The organism is Microbacterium gallinarum (genome assembly GCF_014837165.1).
In the GTDB taxonomy this organism is placed as follows: domain Bacteria; phylum Actinomycetota; class Actinomycetes; order Actinomycetales; family Microbacteriaceae; genus Microbacterium; species Microbacterium gallinarum.
In genome coordinates this window covers 895,757-920,957 of record NZ_JACSPM010000001.1, presented here as the reverse complement: position 1 = coordinate 920,957, position 25,201 = coordinate 895,757, and the positions used below count along the sequence as shown (strand labels likewise).

General features: G+C 71.0%; 15 protein-coding genes. 10 read left to right on the top strand and 5 right to left on the bottom strand.

Going from position 1 to position 25,201, the window contains the following annotated elements; genetic code table 11:
• The first annotated feature begins 36 nt into the window (after window positions 1-36).
• The gene (gene rlmN, locus H9622_RS04150) at window positions 37-1,281 is read left to right on the top strand and encodes a 23S rRNA (adenine(2503)-C(2))-methyltransferase RlmN (RefSeq protein WP_191764504.1); all 1,245 of its coding nucleotides are present in this window, start codon (window positions 37-39) and stop codon (window positions 1,279-1,281) included.
• Here the strand turns inward: rlmN and H9622_RS04145 are convergent.
• On the bottom strand, window positions 1,262-7,984 hold the full coding sequence (locus H9622_RS04145; RefSeq protein ID WP_191764502.1) for a PD40 domain-containing protein: 6,723 nt from the start codon (window positions 7,982-7,984) through the stop codon (window positions 1,262-1,264). The two genes, rlmN and H9622_RS04145, sit on opposite strands and share 20 nt — an antisense overlap.
• Before the next feature lie 410 nt (window positions 7,985-8,394).
• On the opposite strand from H9622_RS04145, the gene H9622_RS04140 reads away from it, so the two are divergent.
• Both H9622_RS04140 and H9622_RS04135 read left to right on the top strand, forming a co-directional pair.
• The gene (locus H9622_RS04140; RefSeq protein WP_191764500.1) at window positions 8,395-9,408 is read left to right on the top strand and encodes an aldo/keto reductase family protein; all 1,014 of its coding nucleotides are present in this window, start codon (window positions 8,395-8,397) and stop codon (window positions 9,406-9,408) included.
• Between the two features lie 3 nt (window positions 9,409-9,411).
• On the top strand, window positions 9,412-9,888 hold the full coding sequence (locus H9622_RS04135) for an NUDIX domain-containing protein (RefSeq protein WP_191764498.1): 477 nt from the start codon (window positions 9,412-9,414) through the stop codon (window positions 9,886-9,888).
• A 72-nt stretch (window positions 9,889-9,960) separates the two neighbouring features.
• Here H9622_RS04135 and H9622_RS04130 read toward each other — a convergent pair whose 3' ends face one another.
• From H9622_RS04130 to H9622_RS04115, 4 genes are read right to left on the bottom strand one after another with little or no spacing between them, the layout of a single operon-like run.
• Window positions 9,961-10,491, bottom strand: a complete 531-nt coding sequence (locus tag H9622_RS04130) for a ribonuclease H family protein (protein WP_191764496.1) — start codon at window positions 10,489-10,491, stop codon at window positions 9,961-9,963.
• 10 nt (window positions 10,492-10,501) lie between these two features.
• Complete coding sequence (locus H9622_RS04125; protein WP_191764494.1) at window positions 10,502-10,975, bottom strand: GbsR/MarR family transcriptional regulator; 474 nt, start codon at window positions 10,973-10,975, stop codon at window positions 10,502-10,504.
• A gap of 21 nt (window positions 10,976-10,996) precedes the next feature.
• Window positions 10,997-12,616, bottom strand: a complete 1,620-nt coding sequence (locus tag H9622_RS04120) for an ABC transporter permease (protein ID WP_191764492.1) — start codon at window positions 12,614-12,616, stop codon at window positions 10,997-10,999.
• Window positions 12,613-13,572: an ABC transporter ATP-binding protein gene (locus H9622_RS04115; protein WP_191764490.1), complete on the bottom strand. Its 960-nt coding sequence runs from the start codon at window positions 13,570-13,572 to the stop codon at window positions 12,613-12,615. Before H9622_RS04115 ends, H9622_RS04120 begins: the two co-directional genes overlap by 4 nt.
• A gap of 165 nt (window positions 13,573-13,737) precedes the next feature.
• Between H9622_RS04115 and H9622_RS04110 the strand changes: the two genes are divergently transcribed.
• From H9622_RS04110 to pulA, 7 genes are all read left to right on the top strand, one after another.
• On the top strand, window positions 13,738-14,376 hold the full coding sequence (locus tag H9622_RS04110) for a GntR family transcriptional regulator (RefSeq protein WP_191764488.1): 639 nt from the start codon (window positions 13,738-13,740) through the stop codon (window positions 14,374-14,376).
• Window positions 14,373-15,899: an MmgE/PrpD family protein gene (locus tag H9622_RS04105; RefSeq protein WP_191764486.1), complete on the top strand. Its 1,527-nt coding sequence runs from the start codon at window positions 14,373-14,375 to the stop codon at window positions 15,897-15,899. The genes H9622_RS04110 and H9622_RS04105 overlap by 4 nt, the downstream gene beginning before the upstream one ends.
• Window positions 15,899-16,798 (top strand): methylisocitrate lyase, encoded by a 900-nt coding sequence (prpB, locus tag H9622_RS04100; protein WP_191764484.1) that lies wholly within the window; start codon window positions 15,899-15,901, stop codon window positions 16,796-16,798. Before H9622_RS04105 ends, prpB begins: the two co-directional genes overlap by 1 nt.
• A gap of 23 nt (window positions 16,799-16,821) precedes the next feature.
• Window positions 16,822-18,012 carry a bifunctional 2-methylcitrate synthase/citrate synthase gene (locus H9622_RS04095; protein WP_191764482.1) on the top strand — a complete coding sequence of 397 codons (1,191 nt, stop codon included), beginning with the start codon at window positions 16,822-16,824 and terminating at the stop codon, window positions 18,010-18,012.
• A complete protein-coding gene (locus tag H9622_RS04090; RefSeq protein WP_191764480.1) occupies window positions 18,009-18,464 on the top strand; it encodes a hotdog fold thioesterase in 456 nt (151 codons plus the stop codon). The genes H9622_RS04095 and H9622_RS04090 overlap by 4 nt, the downstream gene beginning before the upstream one ends.
• Window positions 18,465-18,512: 48 nt before the next feature.
• On the top strand, window positions 18,513-18,704 hold the full coding sequence (locus H9622_RS04085; RefSeq protein ID WP_191765610.1) for a hypothetical protein: 192 nt from the start codon (window positions 18,513-18,515) through the stop codon (window positions 18,702-18,704).
• Between the two features lie 307 nt (window positions 18,705-19,011).
• A complete protein-coding gene (gene pulA / locus H9622_RS04080) occupies window positions 19,012-25,080 on the top strand; it encodes a pullulanase-type alpha-1,6-glucosidase (protein WP_191764478.1) in 6,069 nt (2,022 codons plus the stop codon).
• The last annotated feature ends 121 nt before the right edge of the window (window positions 25,081-25,201 follow it).

Here is a 25,201-nt window from a genome sequence, read left to right as displayed (position 1 = left end):
GGGCGTGCGTTCAGGTGCGTCCCCTACCCTCGGATCATGACAACTGAGCCTCCCGTGCGCACCACGAAGCCCCGTCAGGTGCGTCCCGCCACGGAAGGCTGGTCGCAGAAGAAGGACGCCGAAGGGCGGCCGCTCCTCCAGTTCGCGAGCCCGAAGCGCGGCAAGCCCCCCGTCCACCTCGCCGACCTGACCCCTGAGCAGCGCGTCGAGAAGGTCAAGGAGCTCGGGATGCCCGGCTTCCGTGCGAAGCAGCTCGAGAAGCACTACTTCACGCACTTCACGCACGACCCCGCCGACATGACCGATCTCCCGGCGGAAGGACGCGAGGAGTTCGTGCACGGCATGCTCCCGCCGCTGCTCACCGAGGTGCGCCGGCTGGAGACCGACCGAGGCGACACGATCAAGTTCCTGTGGAAGCTGCACGACGGCGCGCTCGTCGAGTCGGTGCTCATGCGCTACCCCGGCCGCATCACGCTGTGCGTCTCATCGCAGGCAGGCTGCGGCATGAACTGCCCCTTCTGCGCCACCGGGCAGGCGGGTCTCACACGCAACATGTCGGCGGCGGAGATCATCGAGCAGATCGTGCGCGCGAACCGCGTGATCGCCGACGGGCAGCTGGGCGGCAAGAAGCGCGACGACCACTCCGCCGAGCGGGTGTCGAACATCGTCTTCATGGGCATGGGCGAGCCCCTGGCCAACTACGCCCGTGTGATGCAGGCGGTCCGCGTGATGACCGACAAGGCCCACGGGCTGGGCATGAGCGCCCGCGGCGTGACAGTCTCGACCGTGGGCCTGGTGCCGGCCATCACGAAGCTCGCGAACGAGGACATCCCCGTGACGTTCGCGCTGTCGCTCCACGCGCCGGACGACAGGCTGCGCGACGAGCTCATCCCGGTGAACTCGCGGTGGAAGGTCGACGAGGCGCTCGACGCCGCACGGGCGTACTTCGACAAGACCGGGCGCCGTGTCTCGATCGAGTACGCGCTCATCAAGGACATGAACGACCACGCGTGGCGGGCCGACCTCCTCGCCGAGAAGCTCAACGCCCGCGGCCGGGGCTGGGTGCACGTGAACCCGATCCCGCTGAACCCGACGCCCGGCTCCATCTGGACGGCGTCCGAGGTCCCCGTGCAGAACGAGTTCGTGCGCCGCCTCAACGACGCCGGCATCCCCACCACGCTTCGCGACACCCGCGGCAAGGAGATCGACGGCGCGTGCGGCCAGCTGGTCGCGACCGAGGATGACCAGGCGGTCGCCGCCGTCACTCCGCTCGAGGACTAGGACCGACGCCCACGCCGGGTGACGGGCGGTCGCCGCCCGGCGCCGTGGACCCGATCGATCCGGCGGGACCGATCACGGTGTACGCGACGGTGGTGACTGCGCTGTTGCCGGCGACATCGGTCGCACGGCAGGTCAGTCTCTTGGCGCCCTCGACAGCGGTGACCGGCTGATCGCAGGACTGCACGGCGACTCCCGAACCGGTGTCGACCGCTGCCGGGACGGCCGTGGCGGTGCCGCCGACGGCGACCGGATCAGGGGAGACGGACGGGGAGAGCGATGGGGCGGTCGCGTCGCGCCGCACCGTGATGCCCGCAGTCGCCTGACGTCCCTGCACATCGGTGATGGTGCGCTCGACCCGCGTGCCGTCGGTGTCGGCGGAGGCGGTGACCGGCACCGGACACGAGACGCCTCTGCCCGTGCACGTGAACGACACGACGACGTCTTCCGACGCCCACGATCCGTCGTTGTACGTGCCGCCCCCCGACGTCGCCCAGGCAGCGATCGTCGGAAGCGCGAGCTCGTCTCCGACGACGACCTCGGCGGAGGCGGCGTGGCCGTCGGTATCGCCGTCGTTCGGGACCACTTCGACGCGGATCACGTCGCCCGGACGCGCGATGCCGTCGAGCGAGAGCATCGCGACCTCGGCACCGTCGAGCGGCACGCCGTTGCGCAGCCAGCGATACGCCAGGGTCACGACGTCGCCGCTGTCGGGGTCGGCACCGGTCGCCTGCGCCGTCAGCAGGCTGCCCGGTGTCACTCCCTCGCGGTCGAGCGAAACCGATGCCGTCGGCGCCGAGTTGCGCGACTGCACCGTCAGGTCGAACGCGACGGGCTCGCCGCAGTCCTGGCCGCCGCTGCAGGCCGTCACCGAGACCTGGAACGTGCCGGGGGTGTCGGCGATGAGGTCGACCTCGGCGTGCATCGCGCCGTCGACGTCCGTCGCGACGGTCACGGGGCCCGCCGCGCGCTCCCGGCCGTTGGCGTCGAGGAGGAGGTACGACCCGGTGACGAGAGCGCCGGGTGCGGCATCCGTGATCGGGATGCTGCGCACCACCGGGTCGCCGGCGTTCACCGTCAGCGGGCCGCCGGGCTCGCCGAGCACGGGCCCCGCGGCGCGCGCGACCTGGATGCGCCCGCGCGCGCTGTCGGTCGCGACGTTTCCGGAGGCGTCCACGGCCTGCGCGATCCAGCGGTACGGGCCCGAGATCGAGGACGGGATGGCGCCGCGCCACACGCCCTCGGCGTCGACGTCGAGCTCGACGGCCTCCCAGTCGCGCGTCGCGTCATCCGCCGGGGCGTCGGCACCCTGCACCAGGAGAACCACGCGGGCCACCTCGCCGCCGGCGTCCTGGGCGGCGACGGCGACCTCGCCGTCGCGGTGCTGCGTCCAGCGGATCATGGGCGGCACGACGTCGCCGCCGTCGGGACCGTAGAGGATCTCGAGGCCCATCGACGGGAAGGTCTCGATACGGCCGAGACCGCCCGTGGTCGACTGCACGTTGGCCGGTGCCGCGACCAGCAGGCTGACGGCGCCGATCGGCGTCTGCTGCCGCGAGATCGAGGTGAAGGAGGAGGGGAAGGCGAGACCGTCCTTCACGACCGGCGCCCGCTCGACCCCGATGCCGGGGTCGCCGATCGCGGGGCGCACCGTGCCGGTCCACGCGGAGGTGAGGCTCGTGATCAGCGCGCCACGGGGCACCTTGCCCGCGCCGTCGGACGACGGGATCTGCGTCACCAGCCTCGGCAGCAGGGGCTGGCCGGGAACGGCGATCGGCTGCTCGTCGCCGACGGTGACGTAGGTGATCTGTTCGCCGGTCAGGTCCTCCCTGGTCACGGTGGCGAAGGACGGCGTCAGCGTCAGCGAGGCCGACGACAGCCCGGCCGGCCCGTCGGCGATCGGGAGCTCGGGCGCCGCAGGGAGCGGAGCATCCTTCGTCGAGTCCTCGAACGTGTACATCGGCATGCCGTAGTACACCGACTGCATCAGGACCTTCTCGTCGTAGCCGGAGTACAGGCCGAGCGCGCCGGCGTACGCCTGCTTGGCGTAGGCGAGTGCAGCGCCGGACGAGACCGCCCCCCGGGCGCTCTGCACGCCGATCCAGTCGGCGTAGAGGCCGAGCAGACGCTCGCTGAACGCGGTCGCGGCGCCGTTCGCGAGGCCGAAGCCGGTGTTGCCCACGAAGCCGCCCGCCGGCGAGAACACGTCCGCCCAGTCCGTGACCTCGCCGTAGTAGGCGGCAGGAAGGTTGTTGCCCGCGTGTCCGCCGATCATGAAGACCACCGAGCCGTCGAGCGGACTCGTCGGCGCGCGCGGGTCGAAGACCTCCTCCGCGCGCGGGACGGCCGGGGGCGCGTGATCGCCGGCGTCGATGACGGCCTCGTCGTCGACGGCCCCGGTCGCGGCGTCCTCGACGCCGGCCACCAGACGCCGCTCGTCGGAGTGCGCGTTGAGCGACACGATCCGCGGCGCGTCCGCGCCGCGGGGGAAGAGACGAGACTCGGCGTCCTCCCTGGACCACGGCTGCTCCAGCGACTCGTCGGCGCCGAGCCGCCAGGCGAGCTTCTCGCTGACCAGCTGCGGAAGCTCCGCCCACGCGCCGTAGGCGCCGGTCAGAGCGGAGTCTCCCGCGAGGACGCCGTCGGCGTAGCGGAATCGATCGAGCTGGCCGCGGATCTGGTCGGCGGTGTCGACCAGGCGCCCCACGGCGACGGTCGGCACGTAGAGGTGGCCGCCGAAGGACGGGTAGGCATCGGCGAGGCCGTACGGGTCGTCGGTGAGGATGACGCCTGCCGCCGCGGCGGCGGAGAGAGGCGTGGCGCACGGGTCGACCTCGCCCGGCGGGAGCCCGGCAGGGCAGGGGGTGCCGTCGGGCTGTGCGGGGAGTCTGAGCTCGGCGGCGTGGCCGGCCTCGGTGAACTGAGCGGCGTGCTGGGGCACGGGGGCGAAGGGCACGATGTCGTCGCCGCCCACGATGACGATCGACTCGATCTGCTCGGTGGCGGCCCCGACCGCGGCGGTGACGAATGCCGTGATCGCGGCGGTCAGGGAGCCGCGGGCGCTCATCGAGCACGGCTCCTGGTCGAGCGCCGCGCGGGCCGCCACGACGGCGGGATCGGTGTCGATCGAGAGGATCGCGCCGGAGATCGTGCCGTCGCCGACCGCGCCCGTGCCGTCGAGGGCCCGGATCGCGGCGACGACCTCGTCGGTCGCCTGCAGGCCGTGGGTCAGCCGGAAGCGCGTCGTGTCGATGAGGTAGAGCGTGTTCGTGGCTGCGCCGACCGGGTCGCTGACGACGAACGGCCACGGATTGTCGGGGTTCTGCGGCTCGACGTCGAGAGGCGGCAGCCACGGCGCGCAGCGCTGCTCCGGCGGCTCCGGGAGGTAGGCCGCGCGCAGGGAGTAGGGCTGTGAGGAGGCGAGTCCGTTCCCGCTCGTCACCCGCACGAGCCAGTTCGCCTCGCCCTCGGCGAGGGCGGAGGATGCCTGCACCGTCACCGCGCCGTCTCCGCCGACGGTCGCCTGGTCGAGGAGCACGTGGCCGGGCACGGTCGTGCCCGAATCCGCTCCGGACTCGGCCGGGGCTGCGGCATCCCTCCCCTCCTGCTCGGCGACGGGGATGCCGGGCGCGACGCCCACGCTCGCCACGCCCAGCGGCGACACCGCCTGCGCGGGCTTGAGGAGCGTGAGCGAGATCCGGCCGTCCGCGGCGTCCGACGACACCACGAGGCGCTGCCCCGGCTTCGGGGGTGCGACGGAGAACCAGTCCTCGTCGTCGGCAGGGGACGGAAGCTGCCGACCCTCGTCGTCGAGCTCGATCGACGCGGGCGAGATCCACTCGTAGCGGAGAGCCCCCTCCGCCAGTGTCTGAGGGGTGCCCAGCCACCGGCCGTCCGGCGTGCGGTTGTGGTCGGCGACGTCGTAGTACTCCTGCGAGGCGCTCAGGAGGACCTCATCGTCCGCACGCAGGTCGCCGCTGGTCAGCTCGGCGCGGGAGCTCCACGCGCCGGGCTGCCGGCTCGCCGTGTACTCGAGCGACAGCGACCGCACGGTGCCGCCCGCCGTGTCGGGCAGCGGGAACCGCACCAGCGATCCCTCGGCCTGCACCGGACCGTCGTAGACCTCGTCGCCGTCCGGAGTGACGCGGGGGCCCGAGCCGGTCGCCCGGACGAGCGAGAGGCGCGACGACGCCGGCAGCGTCACCGATGCGGTGGGCGCGGGGAACGTGGTCGACTCACCCGGACCGGGGTCGAACGTGAACTGGAACTGTGCGACGCGGCCGCACCGACCGCCTCCGTCGCAGCCGTGATCGGCGGTCTGCCCGACCGTTGCGCCGGCGGGGATGACGGTCGGGTCGATCTGCTCCCACGGATAGGCGGCACGATCGATGAGCGAGAACAGCACTGTGCCGACGGTGACCGAGTCGGGCGCACCGGCCGCCAGGTCGGCGAGTGTCGCCGACGGGCGCAGTGCGCCGGCACTGTCGGCGAGCGTCCCCGACCGCGTTCCGCCGAAGAGCGCCGTCTGCGCACCGGGGCTCAGCGAGTCGACCTCGAGGGCCCCGAGCGGCGTGCCGGCCAGGAACAGCCCCGGCTGGCCGTCGGAGGCAGCCATCGTGATCTCGTCGAGCATCGTGGCGTCGAGGGGCAGCTGGTTGAGGGGGACCGCGTCGATGCCCGTCCGGCTGAGATCGAGTCCGGCGGCGTCGAGCTCGGCGAGGAAGATCGCGTCGTCGGCGGTGACGCCGAGGCCCTGTGCGTCGGCGAGGGCCTGCCAGCGCTCGAGGGGCGAGCCGGTGCCGGCCACCTCGACCTCGGAGAGCGGCGCTGCGCCGAGGAGGAGCGACCCGACCGAGAGGGCGTCGATGCCCGACCCGTCGAGGTCGACGTCGCCCAGCGACAGGCTGCGGATCAACGTCGCGGCCTCCTTCGCGGCACCCGACGACCGACTGGGGAGCGCCTCGTCCGCCCAGCCGAGAACCTCGGCGAGCGTCACGCTCTGCGTGAGCCGGCCGGCGAACGGGGTGGCCGCGAGCACCTGCTGCCAGCCGCCCGGGATGTCGAGGCGCTGGAGGGGCACCCGGTGAAGCGCCAAACGGTCGATCGGCACGCGGTGGAGCGTGGCATCGTCCGCCTGCTGGCGATAGATGGGCGAGTCGCCGTTCAGCAGGCGGTAGACGGGCAGCCGGTGGATCGGCAGCGCAGTGAGCGGGAGACGGTAGACGGGCAGTCGATGGAGCGGCACGTCCGCCAGCGCCCCGGCGTACTCGGCGACCGCCGACACCGGGATCTCGGAGATCGCCACGCTCGTGACGTAGCCGGGGACGGTCAGCCCGCCCATCGTGTTCGAGACCCAGAGGCCGCCGTGGGTCTGGCGGTCCACGGCGGTGACCGAGGTCTCCGCCGTGGTCATGTCGCTGGGCCCGCCGAACGCGACCGTGCGGCCGGACGCCGACAGCGTCGGCGCATCGCCGACGCCGAGCTCGGTGACGTCGTCGTGGTCTCCCGCGCACGGCACCTCGCCCGCGCGGGCATCCTGCCACGCCGGCTCGGCCACGCGCACCACCGGGTCGGCGAGCGGTTCGGACAGGCCGGCGTCCGGCTGCGTGCTCGCCCACGCGACGGTCGACCCGTCGGCCGAGATCGCCGGCGCCCAGACACTGCCGACGCCGCGCTCCACCTCGTTCCAGCCGATGCCCACCGCGAACGGGGTGCCGGCGGCGTCGAGCGTCACGCCGGCGACGACGGGATCGCCCTGGCAGTCGTCGACGACGGCCGCGTAGGCGCTGCCGGTCGCGTCGACCGCGCCGTGGTGGGCGCCCGCGACGAGCATGCGCGTCTCGGCCTCGCTGCCGCGACGGGTGCGGAACACCGACGAGACGTCGCCGGGCGTGGCGGACGCTGCGGTCGGGTCGGTGACGAAGGCGGTGAACGCGATCCACGCGCCGTCGCCGCTGATCGCCGGCTGGGCCGTGCCGCCCTGCACGCTGCGCGAGCCCAGCAGCCGGGTCACGGAGACGTCGCCGAGGGCTCCGTCACCATTGCTGTCGAGGTCGGCGACGAACACGTCGGGAGCGCCGTTGGTGTCGCCCGGTGCCAGATTCGTCGCGGTGGACGTGAAGACCAGGTGACGGCCGTCGTCGCTCAGGTCCGGTTCGTAGGCGGCGCCGTTCGGCTCGGTGCCCGCGTCGACCCGGAACGTGGTGCCCGCGCGCATGTCGCGAACGTAGACGGCCGCGCGACCCGGGGTGCCGCCGTCCGGCACGAGGTTCGTCGCCTGGCTGACGAACGCGACGTACCGGCCGTCGGCGCTCGTCACGGGGTCGTAGCTCACGTCGTTCGCCGGCTCGTCGGGCAGCGACGCGTCGGGACGGCTCACGAGGCGGGGCCGGCCCGAGAAGGGGTCGCCGGATCCGCGGATGGCCGTCGCGAGGAAGATGTTCGGCGTCGCGACCTGGGTGCCCTCGACCAGATCGCCGGCGTTGGACGCGTACGCGACCCGCTGGCCGTCGGGCGTGATGTACGGCGTGCCCGACGATCCCTCGTCCGTGCGCGACACCAGATAGACGTCGGCCTCCGAGGGAGGCGAGGGAACCGCCGACGCCGGTGACGGCAGGCTCACGAGTCCGGCCGCGATCACGGTCGCCGCAGCCGCGAGGCCGATGGCCCTGCGGGTGCTGCGTCGCGGCGACGGGACGGCGGTCATGACGGCTCTGATTCGTGTGCGGACCGAGGGGTCGTCGCGTCGCCGGCGGCGACGAGACCGGTGACGTCGGTGACACCGAGTCCGCCGAGGACAGTATCCGCTTTCCCGCTGTGAACCGCATGGGCTGCGGGGCCGCCTGTGCACAGCGGACGCCCCCTCTGCCCGTCCTGCTCGGCGAGCAGGCGGGAGACGAGGTCAGACGTCGTCACGCGAGCTGCCATGCGACCCGCTTCCCCAGTGAACCCCTCCCGGCACTGAGCCGTCGCGGAGGGCGATGTCGTGCTGATGTCACTATCTCATTGCGCGCGCAGGTAGCGCTATGGGCGGCAGCCGGGGACAGGTTCGCCGACGGACATCGCGGTCCGGTTCGATCCGGCCCCGCGGCATCCCACCGCCGATAGCGTTGTCTGATGGTCAACTATCGGTATCTCGGCAACAGCGGTCTCAAGGTCTCGGAGATCACCTACGGCAACTGGGTGACGCACGGATCGCAGGTCGACGACACGGCGGCCATCGAGACGGTGCACGCGGCGCTGGATGCCGGCATCACGACATTCGACACCGCCGACGTGTACGCCAACACCGCCGCCGAGACCGTGCTCGGCAAGGCGCTCGCCGGCCGCCGGCGCGAGTCGCTCGAGATCTTCACGAAGGTGTACTTCCCGACCGGACCCCGTGGGGCCAACGACACCGGGCTGAGCCGCAAGCACATCATGGAATCGATCAACGGGTCGCTGACGCGGCTCGGCACCGACTACGTCGACCTCTACCAGGCTCACCGCTTCGACTACGAGACGCCGCTCGAGGAGACGTTCCAGGCGTTCGCCGACATCGTCCGCCAGGGGAAGGCACTGTACATCGGCGTCTCGGAGTGGACGGCCGAGCAGCTGCGCGAGGGGCACGCCCTCGCCAAGGGACTCGGCATCCAGCTCATCTCCAATCAGCCCCAGTACTCGATGCTGTGGCGCGTGATCGAGGGAAAGGTCGTGCCGGCGGCGCAGGAGCTCGGCATCTCGCAGATCGTCTGGTCGCCGATGGCGCAGGGCGTGCTGTCGGGCAAGTACCTGCCCGGCCGGCCGGTGCCCGAGGGCTCACGGGCCACCGACGAGAAGAGCGGCGCGCAGTTCATCAAGGACTTCCTGCGGGACGAGGTGCTCGAGGCCGTGCAGCGGCTCAAGCCCATCGCCGAGCAGGCGGGGCTCACGATGCCGCAGCTCGCGATCGCGTGGGTGCTGCAGAACAAGAACGTCGCCTCGGCCCTGGTCGGCGCGTCGCGCCCGGAGCAGCTCGCCGACACCGTGAAGGCCTCGGGCGTCGTGCTCGACGCCGACACGATGGCCGCGATCGACACCGCGCTCGCCGGCGCCGTCTACGACGACCCCGAGGACACCTACACGGTGTCGCCGAAGACGCGCGTCGTCTGAGCCATGGCGACCACCAGCGCCGGCATCCTCCTCTACCGGCTCGGACCCGAACCCGAGGTGCTCATCGCGCACATGGGCGGGCCGTACTGGGCTTCGAAGGACGCCGGCGCCTGGTCGGTCCCGAAGGGCGAGTTCGACGAAGGGGACGAGCCGGCGCTCGACGCGGCGCAGCGCGAGTTCCGCGAGGAGCTCGGCATCGACCCGCCGGACGGCCCGTACGCCGAGCTCGGCACCTTCGCCTACTCGTCGGGAAAGCGCGTCACGGTGTTCGTCGCCGACGGCGCAGCACTGTCGCTCGACGGGCTCGAGTTCGGCGAGTTCGAGCTCGAGTGGCCACCGCGGTCGGGCCGGACGGCCTCGTTCCCCGAAGTGGACAGAGCGGAGTGGATGCCGCTTCCCGACGCGCGCGAGAAGCTCGTCAAGGGCCAGCGCCCCGCCCTGGACGCGCTGGAGGCCCACCTCGCGGAGGCCGGGGTCTGAGGGCTGGTGTCAGCGCCCGTTCTTCGGTGCCCGGTCGTTCGAGCGGGCGGAGCGGGACGAGACGTGTCGCGGTCAGCGCCCGTTCTTCGGTGCGACTGAGACGTCGATCGGATCCTGTGCACCGAGCGACGACCAGGCGCTCGCAACTCCCTTGGCCGCGTGCTCGGATGCACGCACGGCGCGCTCGTCGGCCCAGGCGTTGAGCACATGGCCCGAGTGCCCGCGCACGTGCTCGAGCACGACGTCGGGCAGGCCGGTCGCGCGCCGGGCGTCGCGCACCGCGATGAGCTGCTCGAGCAGGTCGACGTTCTTGGTCGGCGCGCCGGTCGAGGTCTTCCAGCCGCGGCGGCGGTGCCCGTCCATCCACTTCGTGTAGGTGTCGATGGCGTACTTCGAGTCGGCCTGCACCACGAGGTTCTCGACATCGGGGTGGTCCTCGATGGCCTTGAGCAGCCCCATCAGCTCGCCGATGTTGTTGGTGCCGACCGGGATCGACCCCGCCGCCCACTGCCCGTCCTCGCCGACCCACGCCCAGCCCGCCGGTCCGGGGTTGCCCTTGCAGGCGCCGTCGGTGGCAACGATGTAGCGGGGGAAGTCGGTCACTCGGGCAAGGCTACCCGGACCCTGCCCGCCACTCGTCCACGAGCTGGGGCATGCGCTGGGTGAGATAGCGCAGGAAGTCGGCGATCTCCCGAGCCCGCGCGACGGATACGGGGGCGTCGGCGTTCTCGTCGGCGATGCGGTCCATCTGAGTCGCGAGCGCGGCATAGAGAGGCGAGTTCGATGTGATCATGCCGCCCCACGCGTCGTCGACCAGGTCGTAGCGGTCACGGCGATCCCCCGGGCGCGAGAGGCGCTGGATCAGCCGCATCGAGATCAGGTAGCGCACGGCTCCCGACACGGCAGCAGCCGACACCCCGAGGCGCTCCGCGAGCTCAGCCGCGGTGTACCCCTCGTCGGGTGAGCCGACCAGCGCCATCATCACCCGGGCCGGCATGCGCGGCATCCCGGCGGCGGCGAGCATCGCGGCCGCCTGCTCGGCCGCCTCGACGCCCGGATGCGCGGCATTCGCGTGTGCGTCCCCCATTCGGATCCTCCCGTCTCGAACCTATCCTCCCGGCGCAAGGTCCCGGCGGCGCATGAGCACGACGGATGCGACGGCCCCGACCGCGGCCGCAGTCACCAGCCACAGCACGCCGTTCCCGTCGACGCCGTCGCCCGAGGGCAGGGGTACGGCCGCGAACGGCGACAGCGCGACGATGTCCTCGTCGATCCCGAAGATCGTCCCGAACAGCGCGAGGCACGCCGCCACGAGGACGAGCCCCCAGCTCAGCGGGATGGTCAGTCTCGGGGCCAGGGCGAAGATGAGCGCGGTGAGCGTGGCGAACACCGCGGCCGCGAGCGTCTGACCGGCGGCGACCACCAGGGCGTCGGCGAGCAGTGACCCGTCTCCGTCCGTCGCCGCCAGTGCGATCCCCGCCCCGGCGACCGCGGCGCCTGTGATGACGAGGATGCCGAGGAGAGCGACGAGCAGGAACGCGCCCAGCCAGCGCTCGCGGGCGAGCGGCGTCGCGAGTGCCGCCTCGGCCGTGCCGTGCGTCTCCTCCTGCCGGGCGCGCTGCACGGTCTGGACGCCGAAGCACGCTGCGAGTACACCCGCCATGACGAAGAACGTCACGAGCAGCCCCTGATCCATGGATCCTTGAGCGGCGAGTCGCTCGAGGATCGCCTGCACCGACGGGTTCTCGGTGCCCACCTCTTCGACCACAGTTGCCAGCGAGGTCGAGAGCGCCCCCACCACCGCGCTGCCGAGCGTCCACGCGACCAGGGATCCGGCGCTCAGGCGCCATGCCAGCCCCACGGAGCCGGACAGCAGCGGTCCGGCCTGAGCCTTCGCGCGGCGCGCGGGCAGCACCCCGGATCCCACGTCGCGCGACGCCTGCATGGCCAGCGCCAGTCCGGCCAGGGCGACGGTCACGGCCGCGGCGAGCAGCAGGGGGCGGATGTCGTCGTCGGCGAAGGGCCGGCTGTTCTCGGCCCAGACGAACGGAGACACCCAGGCGAGGCCACTGCTCGTCATGCGGGTGAGCGTGGAGTCGGGCGTGCCCAGTGCGTTGCCCACGCCCCCGATGATGAAGGACGCCACGAGCAGCGAGACGGTGAGCGAGTTGGCTGCCCGGGAGCTGTGGAACAGCTGCGCGGCCACGAGACCCACCGCGAGGAACACCAGTCCCGTGGCCGTGATCGCCGCGCCGGTCATCAGGCTGCCTGCGGGGGCGAGCCCGCTCAGCACCAGTCCGAGGGCACCGGCTGCTCCGAGGAGGAGACAGGCGATGATGCCGTGGACGAGGGTGGCGGCGAAGGGCACCCTGCGGCCGGCGCGCGTCGCGGCGACCATGTCGGCGCGACCCGACTCCTCATCGGCACGGCTGTGGCGCACCGCGAGGAACGCCGCCATGAGCGCGGCGAGCATCGCCAGGAAGGGAAGCACGAGGAACACGATGAACGCACCCTCGGCGGTGCCCGAGGGCAGCCCGCGGAACAGCAGGATGACCGGGTTCGCCAGGGCGAGCGAGAGCAGCGAGGTGCGCTCCTCGAGGCTTCCGAAGTTCTCGGCGACGCCGACGCTCGACCCGTACGCCAGGATCAGGACCGCCAGAGTCCAGATCGACACCTGCACGGCGTCCCGCCGTGCACGCAGCCGCAGCAGCGCCCAGAATCCGCTCATTGCGCGTCCTCGAGCTGGGTGCCCCGCACCCGCGCGGGGGCCGATGGGGTCGCGCTTCCGAGCTCGTCGCCGTAGTGACGGAGGAACAGCTCCTCGAGCGACGGCGGTGCGATACGCAGTCCGACGGCGTTGCGGTGAGCCAGCTCGGGTAGGGCGGATGCCACGGCTGCGCTGTCGATCGTGAACCGGACCCTCCCGTCCTCGGCCGCCACGTCGTTCGCGCCGGCGATGCCGATCGCGGCCGAGGCATCCGCTGCGTCGAACGAGATCTCGGTGCGGGTGAGGTGGCGCAGCTCGGCGAGGGTGCCGGACTCGACGATCCGTCCTGCGCGGATGATCGAGACGCGGTCGCAGAGCTGCTCGACCTCCGAGAGGATGTGGCTCGACAGGAGCACCGTCGCTCCGGCTGCGCGCACGCGGGCGATCTCTCGACGGAACATCACATCCATGAGCGGATCCAGGCCGCTCGTGGGCTCGTCGAAGATGTAGAGGTCTGCCGCGACCGCGAAGGCGGCGATGAGCGCGACCTTCTGCCGGTTGCCCTTCGAGTACGTGCGGCCCTTCTTGCGCGGGTCGAACTGGAAGGCCTCGATCAGTCGCGCGCGCTCCGCGCGATACGTCGCATCGTGTCGTGTCGCGCCCCTCAGCCGAGCCAGGAGGTCGATCGCCTCGCCCCCCGACAGGTTGGGCCAGACGCTGACATCGCCCGGCACGTACGCGACGCGGCGGTGGAGGCGGACGGCCTCGCGCCAGGGGTCGGCGCCGAAGACGGTGGCCTCTCCGCCGGTGGCCCGTGCGAGCCCGAGGAGGATGCGGATCGTCGTGGACTTGCCGGCGCCGTTGGGTCCGAGGAAGCCGTGGACCTGCCCCTCGTCGACCTGCAGGTCGAGACCGTCGAGGGCGTGGACGCGACCGTAGTGCTTGGTGAGTCCGCTCGTGCGAATGACTGTGGTCATGCCGGGAAGCTACACCCATTTCACGAATTTGTGAATTGTCTTCACTGTGACCTGCCGCTCGGCGGGGCTCTATGTATACGAATGGGCCGGAGATGCGGCATCCGCTCGCCCTTCTATCGCCTTATGTATACACTGGGTCGAGTTGTGAACGAGGAGGTGCGGACGATGCGGGCAAGTGACCGGGCGTACGCGACCCTCCTCGACGAGATCCAGAACGGCGCTCTGCCGCCCGGTGCGGTGCTCGGCGAGGTCGAGCAGGCCGCTCGTCTCGGCGTCAGCCGCACGCCGCTGCGGGAGGCGCTCGGGCGCCTCGTCGCCGACGGGCTCGTCGCCCAGCAGTCGCCGCGCGTCACCGTCGTCACGCCGATCGACGCCGGGGACATCCGCGAGATCTTCGAGGTGCGCCGCGCGCTGGAGGAGTCCGCTGCCCGGCTCGCCGCCGAGCGGGGGGATGCCGCGGCCTTCGCCGACCTCGCCGACGAGTTCGCGCGCACCGACGTCGCCGGCGTCGCCGGTCCTGACGCCTACTACGCCCTCATCGCCCGGTTCGACCGCCGCCTCGACGAATCGGTCGCCAACGAGTACCTCACCGCGGCGCTCAAGACGGTGCGCACTCACCTCGTGCGGGTCCGGCGTCTTGCGCGCGACAATCCCGACCGGCTCGCGGTCTCGGCCGCCGAGCACCGCCTGATCGCGTCGGCCATCGCTGCGCGCGACGCCGATCTGGCCGCGCACGCCACGCACGTGCACCTGCACAACGCGCTCACGAACATCCTCGAGTCACTGAAGTTAGGACGATCATGACCGTCAACCACCACCTCCGCGTCCACCGCAGCGATGAGAACCTCGCGCGCGAGGGGCAGCTCGCCTGGCACATCGCCGAGGTCGCCGCCGATCCCGTCGAGGTCGAGCCCGACGTCGTCGACATGATCATCAACCGGGTCATCGACAATGCCGCCGTGGCCGCGGCATCCCTCACCCGCGCCCCCGTCAGCGCGGCCCGACAGCAGGCCCTCGACCACGCCGTGTCGGTCGGCGGCAACGGCGCGACCGTGTTCGGCTGCGCTCTCGACCGCCGCACGAGCCCCGAGTGGGCGGCGTGGGCCAACGGCGTCGCCGTGCGCGAGCTCGATTACCACGACACCTTCCTGGCCGCCGACTACTCGCACCCCGGCGACAACATCCCGCCTATCCTCGCGGTCGCCCAGCACGTCGGCGCCGATGGCGCGGCGCTGGTGCGCGGCCTTGCGACCGGCTACGAGATCCAGATCGACCTCGTGCGCGCGATCTGCCTCCACAAGCACAAGATCGACCACGTCGCCCACCTCGGTCCCTCGGCGGCGGCCGGCATCGGCACGCTCCTCGGCCTCGACGTCGAGACGATCTACCAGGCCGTCGGCCAGGCGCTGCACACCACCACCGCCACGCGCCAGTCGCGCAAGGGCGAGATCTCGACGTGGAAGGCGCACGCCCCCGCATTCGCCGGGAAGATGGCGGTGGAGGCCGTCGACCGCGCGATGCGCGGTGAGACGTCGCCGAGCCCGATCTACGAAGGCGAGGACGGCGTCGTCGCCTGGATGCTCGACGGACCGGACGCCTCGTACGACGTGCCGCTCCCGGAAGCCGGCGAGCCCAAGCGCGGCATCCTCGACTCCTACACGAAGGAGCACTCGGCCGAGTACCAGGCGCAGGCCTGGATCGACCTCGCCCGCAAGCTGCACGGCGAGCACCCCGAGCTGACCGACCCCGCCAACGTCGAGTCGATCGTGCTGCACACCTCGCACCACACGCACTACGTCATCGGCTCCGGAGCGAACGACCCGCAGAAGTACGACCCGAAGGCGTCGCGCGAGACGCTCGACCACTCGATCCCGTACATCTTCGCCGTTGCCCTGCAGGACGGCGGCTGGCACCACGTCGACTCGTACGCCCCCGAGCGCGCGGGCCGCGAGGACACCGTCGCGCTGTGGCAGAAGATCACCACGGCCGAGGACGCGGAGTGGACCCGTCGCTACCACTCGGACGACCCGAACGAGAAGGCCTTCGGCGGTCGCGTCGAGATCCGCCTCACGGGCGGCGAGACCATCGAGGACGAGATCGCCGTCGCCGACGCGCACCCCCTCGGCGCCCGTCCCTTCGCCCGTGCGGACTACATCCGCAAGTTCCGCATCCTGGCCGAGCCGGTGCTCTCCGCCGAGGAGATCGATCGGTTCATCGACCTCGCCGAGCGGCTGCCCGAGCTCACGCCGGAAGAGGTGCAGCAGCTGTCGATCGTCGCCGAGTTCGGCGTGCTCGCCGCGGCGCCTGCGCCCAAGGGACTGTTCTGATGCTGTACTCCGGCGTGACGGCCGCCGAGAAGCGGCGGCTGCTCCGGGAGCGGCTCGCCTCGGGCGAACTGCTCCGGTTCCCCGGCGCGTTCAACCCGCTCAGCGCGCGGCTCATCGAGCGCAAGGGCTTCGAAGGCGTCTACATCTCGGGTGCCGTGCTGTCCGCCGACCTCGGATTGCCCGACATCGGACTGACGACCCTCACCGAGGTGGCGGGGCGCGGGCAGCAGATCGCCCGCATGACCGACCTGCCGGCGATCATCGACGCCGACACGGGCTTCGGCGAGCCCATGAACGTCGCCCGCACGATCCAGACGCTCGAGGACGCCGGGCTCGCCGGCACGCACATCGAGGATCAGATCAACCCGAAGCGCTGCGGCCACCTCGACGGCAAGTCCGTCGTCGACGAGGACACCGCCGTCAAGCGCATCAGGGCGGCCGTCGACGCGCGTCGCGACCCGAACTTCCTGATCATGGCGCGCACCGACATCCGCGCCGTCGATGGGATGGATGCCGCGATCGACCGCGCGAAGGCGCTGGTGGATGCGGGCGCCGACGCGATCTTCCCCGAGGCCATGCGCGACCTGGGCGAGTTCGAGGCGATGCGCGCCGCGCTGGACGTGCCGATCCTCGCGAACATGACCGAGTTCGGCAAGAGCGACCTCTTCTCGACCGAGCAGCTGCGCAGTGCCGGTGTCAACATCGTGATCTGGCCCGTCTCGCTGCTGCGGATCGCGATGGGCGCGGCATCCCGCGCTCTCGATACGCTCATCGACGAGGGGCACCTGACCTCGAAGCTCGGCGAGATGCAGCACCGCGCCGATCTGTACGACCTGATCGACTACGAGCAGTACAACCACTTCGACCAGGACGTCTTCAACTTCCAGATCCAGCGCTGAGTCACTGACCCGAAGGAGCAGTCATGACCGAACCCGACATCAAGAAGGGCCTCGCCGGCGTCGTCGTCGACTACACGGCGGTCTCGAAGGTCAACCCCGAGACGAACTCGCTGCTGTACCGGGGCTACCCCGTGCAGGAGCTCGCCTCCACCCAGCCGTTCGAGGCGGTCGCGTATCTGCTCTGGCACGGCGAGCTGCCGACCGAGGTCGAGCTCGCGCACCTCCGCGCCACCGAGCGGTCCTACCGCGCGCTGCCGCCGGACGTGCGCGCCGCCATCGACCTGGTCCCCGTCGACGCCCACCCGATGGACGAGGTGCGCACCGCCGTGAGCCTGATCGGCGCGCGCGACATGGCGGGCATCGGCTCGGTGCTCGACGCCAGCGGCAGCGCTGAGGACAACCTCGCGCGCAGCATCCGTCTGTTCGCCGTCCTCCCGGCGATCGTCGCGTACGGCCAGCGCCGTCGCCGCGGTCAGCAGCCGATCGCCCCGCGCAACGACCTCGACTACGCGGCCAACTTCCTGTGGATGACGTTCGGCGAGGAGGCCGACGAGGTCGTCGTCGACGCGTTCAACCGGTCGATGATCCTGTACGCGGAGCACTCCTTCAACGCCTCGACGTTCACCGCCCGCGTGGTCACGTCGACCCTCAGCGACCTGTACTCGGCTGTCGTCGGTGCGATCGGCGCGCTCAAGGGCCCGCTGCACGGCGGCGCCAACGAAGCCGTCCTGCACATCTTCGACGAGATCGGCTCGGCGGAGAACGTGGGGCCGTGGCTCGACGAGGCACTCGCCGAGAAGCGCAAGATCATGGGCTTCGGGCACCGTGTCTACAAGAAGGGCGACTCGCGCGTCCCGACGATGAAGAAGGCGCTCGACACGCTCGTCGAGCACTACGACCGGGCCGATGTCGCCGCGCTCTACGACACCCTCGAGTCGGAGTTCGTCAGCCGCAAGGGCATCTACCCGAACCTCGACTACCCGTCGGGTCCCGCCTACAACCTCATGGGCTTCGACACGCTCACGTTCACGCCGCTCTTCGTGGCGGCGCGGGTCACCGGCTGGACGGCGCACATCATGGAGCAGGCCGCGTCCAACGCGCTCATCCGCCCGCTGTCGGCCTACAACGGCCCCGACGAGCGCCACATCGCGGGATACGTACCCGACGAGGCCGAGCTTGCCGCCGCCGAGCGCCGAGAGGAAGCCGCGGGGTGAGCCTCTGGTTCGGGGACGTCGCCGGCATCGACCTGACGGCGATGGCCTCGGGCACGCTCATCGAGAACCTCGGCATCGAGATCGTCGAGGTCCGCGACGACGCGCTGGTGGGACGGATGCCGGTGGACCGGCGCTCCGTCCAGCCGGCGGGCGTCCTGCACGGCGGCGCGTCGGTCGCGCTGGCCGAGACACTCGCGTCGTGGGCGGGATACCTGGCGGTGGACCGCGAGCGCTTCCACGTCGTCGGTCAGGAGATCAACGCCAACCACATCCGCCCGGTGTTCGCCGGGTGGGTGACCGCGACGGCGACGCCCGCGGCGATCGGCCGCCGGTCGCAGGTGTGGGAGGTGCGCATCGTCGACGACGCCGGGCGGCTGGCCTGCATCTCGCGCTGCACGCTCGCCGTGATCGAGCAGCGCAGCACGTACGGGAAGCCGGAGGAGCGGGGCTGAGGGTGGCTGCGCGGCCGAGGCTGCACTAGCGTGTCGCGCGTGAAGCGCATGTGGCTGTTTGTGGTCCTGGGTGCTGTCCTCGTGCTCGTCGGGGCGGTGTGGGCGCTGCAGGGCTTCGGCATGCTCGGCGGTTCGGCGATGACCGGTTCGACGCTGTGGGCGGTCATCGGTCCGATCGTCGCACTGGTGGGTTTGGCGCTCATCGTGATCGGCATCGCGCGGCGATCGCGCAGCAGCTGAACTCCCCGGGATCGGCGGCGCGCCCGCCCAGACTCGTGAAGCGTCGGATCGGCGACAAGACCCTGTCTGCCGGACGCTGTCTCGCCGCGAATGACGTGTTTCGTCGTGCAACGGGTGGTCCCTAACCGCAGTGCAAGCGGTTGCGCGGAGACACCTTCCACCACAGCCTGCGGCGGCGCGGCATCCGGAAATGAGTCGTTTCTCATAATGTAAGCGCTTGCAGTTTCGGGGGTGTCCTTGCTAGCGTCGCGTGCACACTGCACCACTCGGCACGTTGTCGTGCCCTGCCTCCCCCAGGAGTTCCTCCGTGTCGAAGCCGACATCCGCACGTGTCCGTCGTACTGCCGCGATCCTCACCGCCGCGGCCCTGATCCTCACCGGGGGCCTGGTCGCCGCCGCCCCCGCCGCCGCCGCAGAGCGCTCCTTCGCGCTCGTCGGCAGTCTGCAGAGCGAACTGGGGTGCCCGGGCGACTGGCAGCCCGAGTGCGCCGCCACCGAGCTCGCGCTCACCGACACCGCGGGCGTCTATGCGGCCGAGTTCGAGGTGCCCGCCGGCTCGTACCAGTACAAGGTCGCCGTGAACGACGGCTGGGACGAGTCGTACGGCCTCAACGGCGGGAGCGACGACATCCCGCTCACGGTCGCGGGCCCCTCGACGCTGCGTTTCAGCTACGACGACACGACCCACCGCATCGGCATCGAGGTGCGCTCGCTCGCTGCCGGGTACACCGAGGCGGATGACGCGCTCGTCGCGGCTCCGGTGCGCCAGCCGGGCAGCGCCGAGCAGTTCTACTTCGTCATGACCGACCGCTTCGCCAACGGCGACACGTCCAACGACACCGGCGGTATCGACGGAGACCGCCTCGCACACGGCTTCGACCCCACCGACAAGGGCTTCTACCAGGGCGGCGACCTCGCCGGCCTCCACTCGAAGCTCGACTACATCGAGGGCCTCGGCACGACGGCGATCTGGCTCACCCCGAGCTTCAAGAACCGGCCCGTGCAGGGCGCCGGAGCCGACGCGAGCGCGGGCTACCACGGCTACTGGATCACCGACTTCACGCAGATCGACCCGCATCTCGGCACCAACGCCGAGCTCGAGGCGCTGATCGACGACGCGCACGACCGCGGCATCAAGGTGTACTTCGACATCATCACGAACCACACCGCCGACGTCATCTCGTACCAGGAAGGGTCGCAGACCTACATCACCCAGGAGGCCGACCCCTACCGTGACGCCGAGGGCACCGCGTTCGACCCGGGGACCTACGCCGGCACCGACGACTTCCCCGCGCTCGACCCGGCGACGAGCTTCCCGTATACGCCGGTGATCGCCGACGCCGACAAGGACGTCAAGGTCCCCGCGTGGCTCAACGACCCGACGCTGTACCACAACCGCGGTGACTCGACCTGGGCCGGAGAGTCGGTCACGTTCGGCGACTTCGTCGGGCTCGACGACCTCATGACCGAGCACCCGACCGTCGTCGACGGGTTCGTCGACGTGTACCAGGACTGGGTCGACCTCGGCATCGACGGGTTCCGCATCGACACCGCCAAGCACGTCAACTTCGAGTTCTGGGAGGAGTGGGCGACCGAGGTGCTCGACTACGCCCACGCGGCAGGCAAGCCCGACTTCTTCATGTTCGGCGAGGTCTACGACGCCGACCCGGCCAAGCTCTCGCCCTACGTGCGCAAGACCGACATGAACTCGGTGCTCGACTTCACTTTCCAGAGTGCGGCGACCGCCTACGCCAAGGGCACCGGCGCCGGCGCGAAGCCCACCGGCCTGCGCGCCCTGTTCGCGGGCGACGACATGTACACGACGCCGGACTCGTCAGCAACGGCGCTGCCGACCTTCCTCGGCAACCACGACATGGGCCGCATCGGCCACTTCGTCGCCGGAGCCGACGCGCTGCAGCGCGACGAGCTCGCCCACGAGCTGATGTATCTCACCCGCGGCCAGCCCGTCGTGTACTACGGCGACGAGCAGGGCTTCGCCGGCACGGGCGGCGACAAGGATGCCCGCCAGTCGCTCTTCGCGACGCAGACCGCCGACTACGCGAACCAGCCGCTCGTCACCGGCGAGCAGCTCGGCAGCACCGATCGCTACGACACCGACGCGCCGCTCTACACGCACATCGCTGCGCTCGCGGACCTCCGCGCGGGCCACCCGGCCCTCGAATCGGGCGCGCAGATCGAGCGCTTCGTCGACGACGCGGCGACCGGCGTCTACGCCTTCAGCCGCGTCGACCGCGACGAGAAGATCGAGTACCTCGTCGCGACCAACAACGCGACGGCTGACAAGACCGTCTCGATTCCGACTCTGACGACGGATGCGGCCTTCACCCCGCTCTACGGCGGCGGCAGCGGCTTCACCACCGACTCCGCCGGCGTCGCGTCGGTCACCGTCCCGGCGATGTCCGCCGTCGTCTACACAGCGGGCAAGACGGTCACGGCTCCGGAGCAGGCCGGCGACATCGCGGTCACCGTCCCCGCGGCCGGCGCCGGGCTCAGCGGCGTCACCCCGATCGCGGCCGACATCGCCGACGGCGTGTGGGCCGAGACGAGCTTCGCGTGGCGCGTGGTCGGCGACGACGAGTGGCACGCGCTCGGCACGGCCGAAGACACTTCGCCGCGCGTGTTCCACGACACGGCGGGCCTCGCGGCGGGCACGCTCGTCGAGTACCGGTCGGTGTCGACGGATGCCGCGGGCAACCGTTCGGCCGCATCGACGTTCGCCTCCGTGGGCAACCGAGTGACGCTTGCCGCACCTGAAGAGCCCGAAGAGCCCGAGGCCCCGGAAGAGCCCGAGCCGCAGGAGCCGACCGACTACGGCTTCGTCAGCGTGCCCGGCAGCTTCAACAGCGAAGCGGGATGCCCCGGCGACTGGCAGCCCGACTGCGACGCCGTGCAGATGGAGGAGCAGGCGGGCGGAATCTGGCGCCTCAGCATCGCGAACCTCGCGGCCGGCGATTACGCCTACAAGATCGCCGTCGAGAAGTCGTGGAACGAGAACTACGGTGCGGGCGGTGCGCAGGGCGGCTCCGACATCGTGCTGAACCACGCCGGCGGCGCGATCACCTTCTACTTCGACTCGCGCACGAAGAACATCTGGTCGACGGCCGACGGCCCCGTCATCACGCTGCCGGGCTCGCTGCAGAGCGAGCTCGGCTGCCCCGGCGACTGGCAGCCGGAGTGCCTCGCGACCATGATGTTCGACCGGAACAAGGACGGTGTCTTCCAGTACACGACCGACGACCCGCCCACCGGCTCGTACGAGGTCAAGGTCGCGCACAACCTGAGCTGGGACGAGAACTACGGGGCAGGCGGGGCACCCGGTGGCGCGAACATCACGTTCAGCGCGACCGCGGGCAAGGTCGTGACGTTCCGGTACAACCTCGAGTCCCACGTGCTGACGGTCAAGGCCACCGACCCCCCGCTCGTCGGCACCGGTGAGCTCCGCGCGCACTGGATCGACGCCGAGACCATCGCGTGGCCGGCCGACCTGGGCTCGACCGCCGCTGGCGCGACCTGGCAGCTGCACGCGTCGGACGCGGCATCCCTGGTTCTCACCGACGGCGAGATCACCGGCGGCGACGCGATCGACCTCACGCGTGTCGACGGCGGGCTCACCGCCGAGCAGAAGAAGCGGTTCCCCGCACTCGCAGGCTTCGTCGCGCTGCATGTCGAGGGAGCGGATGCCGCGGCCCCGCTGAAGGGCCAGCTCATGGTGTCGCAGCGCGACGCCGCCGGTGCGCTCAAGGCCTACACCGGAGTGCAGATCCCGGGCGTGCTCGACGACCTGTACGCCGACGCGGTGGCTGACACGGCCCTCGGCGTCTCGTTCAAGGCCGGCAAGCCGACGTTCCGGCTCTGGGCGCCGACCGCACAGCAGGCGACGCTGTTGACGTGGGATGCCGGCACCACCGACGGCGACCCCGTCCGTCACGAGGCGACGTGGGACGCGGCATCCGGTGTCTGGACGGTCTCGGGGGCGAAGTCGCTCAAGGGCGACGAGTTCCTGTGGGAGCTCGAGGTGTTCGCCCCTGCGGAGGGTGAGGTCGTGACGAACGTCGTGACCGACCCGTACTCGGTCGGGCTGACGCTCAACTCGGAGCGCTCGGTCGCGATCGACCTGAACGACAAGTCGTGGAAGCCCAAGCAGTGGGAGAAGACGAAGGCCCCGGTGATCGACCGCCCGGTCGATCGCGCGATCTACGAGCTGCACATCCGCGACTTCTCGATCACCGACGAGACCGTGCCGGCCGCGGAGCGGGGCACCTACCGCGCCTTCACGCGCGACAGTGCGGGCACGAAGCAGCTGCGTCAGCTCGCCGACGCGGGGATCAACACCGTGCACCTGCTGCCGTCGTTCGACATCGCGTCGATCGAGGAGGACCGCGCGGCACAGGCGGTTCCCGACTGCGACCTGGCCTCGATGGGCCCGGGAAGCGAGGAGCAGCAGGCCTGCATCGCCGAGGTGATCGACGCCGACGGCTTCAACTGGGGCTACGACCCGTACCACTACTCCGCGCCCGAGGGCTCGTACGCCGTCGACCCCGAGGGCGGGGCGCGCGTGCACGAGTTCCGTGAGATGGTCGGCGCGCTGCACGGCATGGACCTGCAGGTCGTGCTCGACGAGGTGTACAACCACACCGCCCAGTCCGGCCAGGACGCCAAGTCGGTGCTCGACAAGGTCGTGCCGGGGTACTACCACCGCCTCAACCTCGCCGGCAACGTCGAGACCTCGACGTGCTGCCAGAACGTCGCCACCGAGCACGAGGTCGCGCAGAAGCTCATGGTCGACTCGGTCGTGACGTGGGCGCGGGACTACAAGGTCGACGGCTTCCGCTTCGACCTGATGGGGCACCACTCGAAGGAGAACATGCTCGCGATCCGTGCGGCGCTCGATGAGCTCACGCTCAAGAAGGACGGTGTGGACGGCAAGGCGATCTACCTCTACGGCGAGGGCTGGAACTTCGGTGAGGTCGCGAACAACGCCCTCTTCGAACAGGCCACGCAGGGGCAGCTCGGCGGGACCGGCATCGGCACGTTCAGCGACCGGCTGCGCGACGCCGTGCACGGCGGCAGCCCGGTCGACGGCGCCTCGATCTTCTACCAGGGCTTCGGCACCGGACTGTTCACCGACCCGAACGGACGGCCCGACGTGCCCGGCGACCCCGCCGGGGATCTGGCGCACAAGACCGACCTGGTGAAGCTCGGCCTCGCGGGCAACCTCCGCGACTTCGAGATGACGACCTCGGACGGCACCGTGAAGGCGGGCGACGAGCTGGACTACAACGGCTCGGCGGCGGGCTACGCCGACCAGCCCGACGAGGTCATCACGTACGTCGACGCGCACGACAACGAGACGCTGTACGACCACCAGGTCTTCAAGCTGCCGGTCGACACGTCGATGGCCGATCGTGTGCGCATGAACACGCTGTCGCTCGCGACGACGACGTTCTCGCAGACCCCGTCGTTCTGGCACGCGGGCACCGAGCTGCTGCGCTCGAAGTCGCTCGACCGCAACAGCTACAACTCGGGCGACTGGTTCAACCGCATCGACTGGACCGGCCAGGAGTCGACCTACGGGTCGGGCCTGCCGCGCAAGGCCGACAACGAGGCCAAGTGGTCGTTCATGAAGCCGCTGCTCGAGAACCCGGCGCTCAAGCCCGGTGCCTCCGACATCGCCGCGGCCGAGGCATCCGCTCTCGATCTGCTCCGCATCCGCGAGGAAGTCGGCCTGCTGCGGCTCGGCTCGGCCGATCTGATCAACGAGAAGGTGTCGTTCCCGAACAGCGGACCGGATGCCACGCCCGGCGTCGTCGTGATGCTCATCGACGACCTCCTGGGTGAGAACGTCGACCGCGATCTCGAGGGTGCCCTGGTGGTGTTCAACGCGTCGCCCGAAGCGACGACGCAGGCGCTGCCCGACCTCGCCGGTCGCGGGTTCGCCCTCACCGCCGCGCAGGCGAACGGCTCCGATGCCGTGGTGAAGACGACGACGTGGGATGCCGCGACCGGCGCGCTCACCGTGCCGGCCCGCTCGGTGGCGGTGCTCGTCGACAAGGAGGACGTGCGCACCGCGGTGCTTGCGGCCCCCGACAAGCTCGTCGCGAAGCACGGCGCCACGGTGAAGGTGGTCGGCAAGGTCGTGGCGGCCGACGGCACGGCGCCCGTCGGGACGGTGACGGTGACCGACGGCGGCGTCGTGATCGCCACGGTCGAGCTCGCGGCGGCCGACAAGGGCAAGGTGCGCATCACGCTGCCCACGCTGAGTCGAGGGCTGCACCTGCTGCGCACGTCGTTCGACGGTGCGACGGGGTACAAGGACTCGCGGGCGATCGTGCCGGCGCCGGTGCTCATCCACTGAGTTCGTTCGACGAGCGGCGGGTGGCGACTGCGCCACCCGCCGCTCGGCGTCCGACGGGCCGGCTGCTGGCGCGGGCACGAGGTCATCCTGACGGCTGACCGGGATGAGACTTCCGGACGAC

What these genes read in the sequence shown, in the direction of transcription:
- rlmN (WP_191764504.1), top strand. Translation starts at nt 37, where the DNA reads ATGACAACTGAGCCTCCCGTGCGCACCACGAAGCCCCGTCAGGTGCGT.
- H9622_RS04145 (WP_191764502.1), bottom strand. Translation starts at nt 7,984, where the DNA reads ATGACCGCCGTCCCGTCGCCGCGACGCAGCACCCGCAGGGCCATCGGC.
- H9622_RS04140 (WP_191764500.1), top strand. Translation starts at nt 8,395, where the DNA reads ATGGTCAACTATCGGTATCTCGGCAACAGCGGTCTCAAGGTCTCGGAG.
- H9622_RS04135 (WP_191764498.1), top strand. Translation starts at nt 9,412, where the DNA reads ATGGCGACCACCAGCGCCGGCATCCTCCTCTACCGGCTCGGACCCGAA.
- H9622_RS04125 (WP_191764494.1), bottom strand. Translation starts at nt 10,975, where the DNA reads ATGGGGGACGCACACGCGAATGCCGCGCATCCGGGCGTCGAGGCGGCC.
- H9622_RS04120 (WP_191764492.1), bottom strand. Translation starts at nt 12,616, where the DNA reads ATGAGCGGATTCTGGGCGCTGCTGCGGCTGCGTGCACGGCGGGACGCC.
- H9622_RS04115 (WP_191764490.1), bottom strand. Translation starts at nt 13,572, where the DNA reads ATGACCACAGTCATTCGCACGAGCGGACTCACCAAGCACTACGGTCGC.
- H9622_RS04110 (WP_191764488.1), top strand. Translation starts at nt 13,738, where the DNA reads ATGCGGGCAAGTGACCGGGCGTACGCGACCCTCCTCGACGAGATCCAG.
- H9622_RS04105 (WP_191764486.1), top strand. Translation starts at nt 14,373, where the DNA reads ATGACCGTCAACCACCACCTCCGCGTCCACCGCAGCGATGAGAACCTC.
- prpB (WP_191764484.1), top strand. Translation starts at nt 15,899, where the DNA reads ATGCTGTACTCCGGCGTGACGGCCGCCGAGAAGCGGCGGCTGCTCCGG.
- H9622_RS04095 (WP_191764482.1), top strand. Translation starts at nt 16,822, where the DNA reads ATGACCGAACCCGACATCAAGAAGGGCCTCGCCGGCGTCGTCGTCGAC.
- H9622_RS04085 (WP_191765610.1), top strand. Translation starts at nt 18,513, where the DNA reads ATGTGGCTGTTTGTGGTCCTGGGTGCTGTCCTCGTGCTCGTCGGGGCG.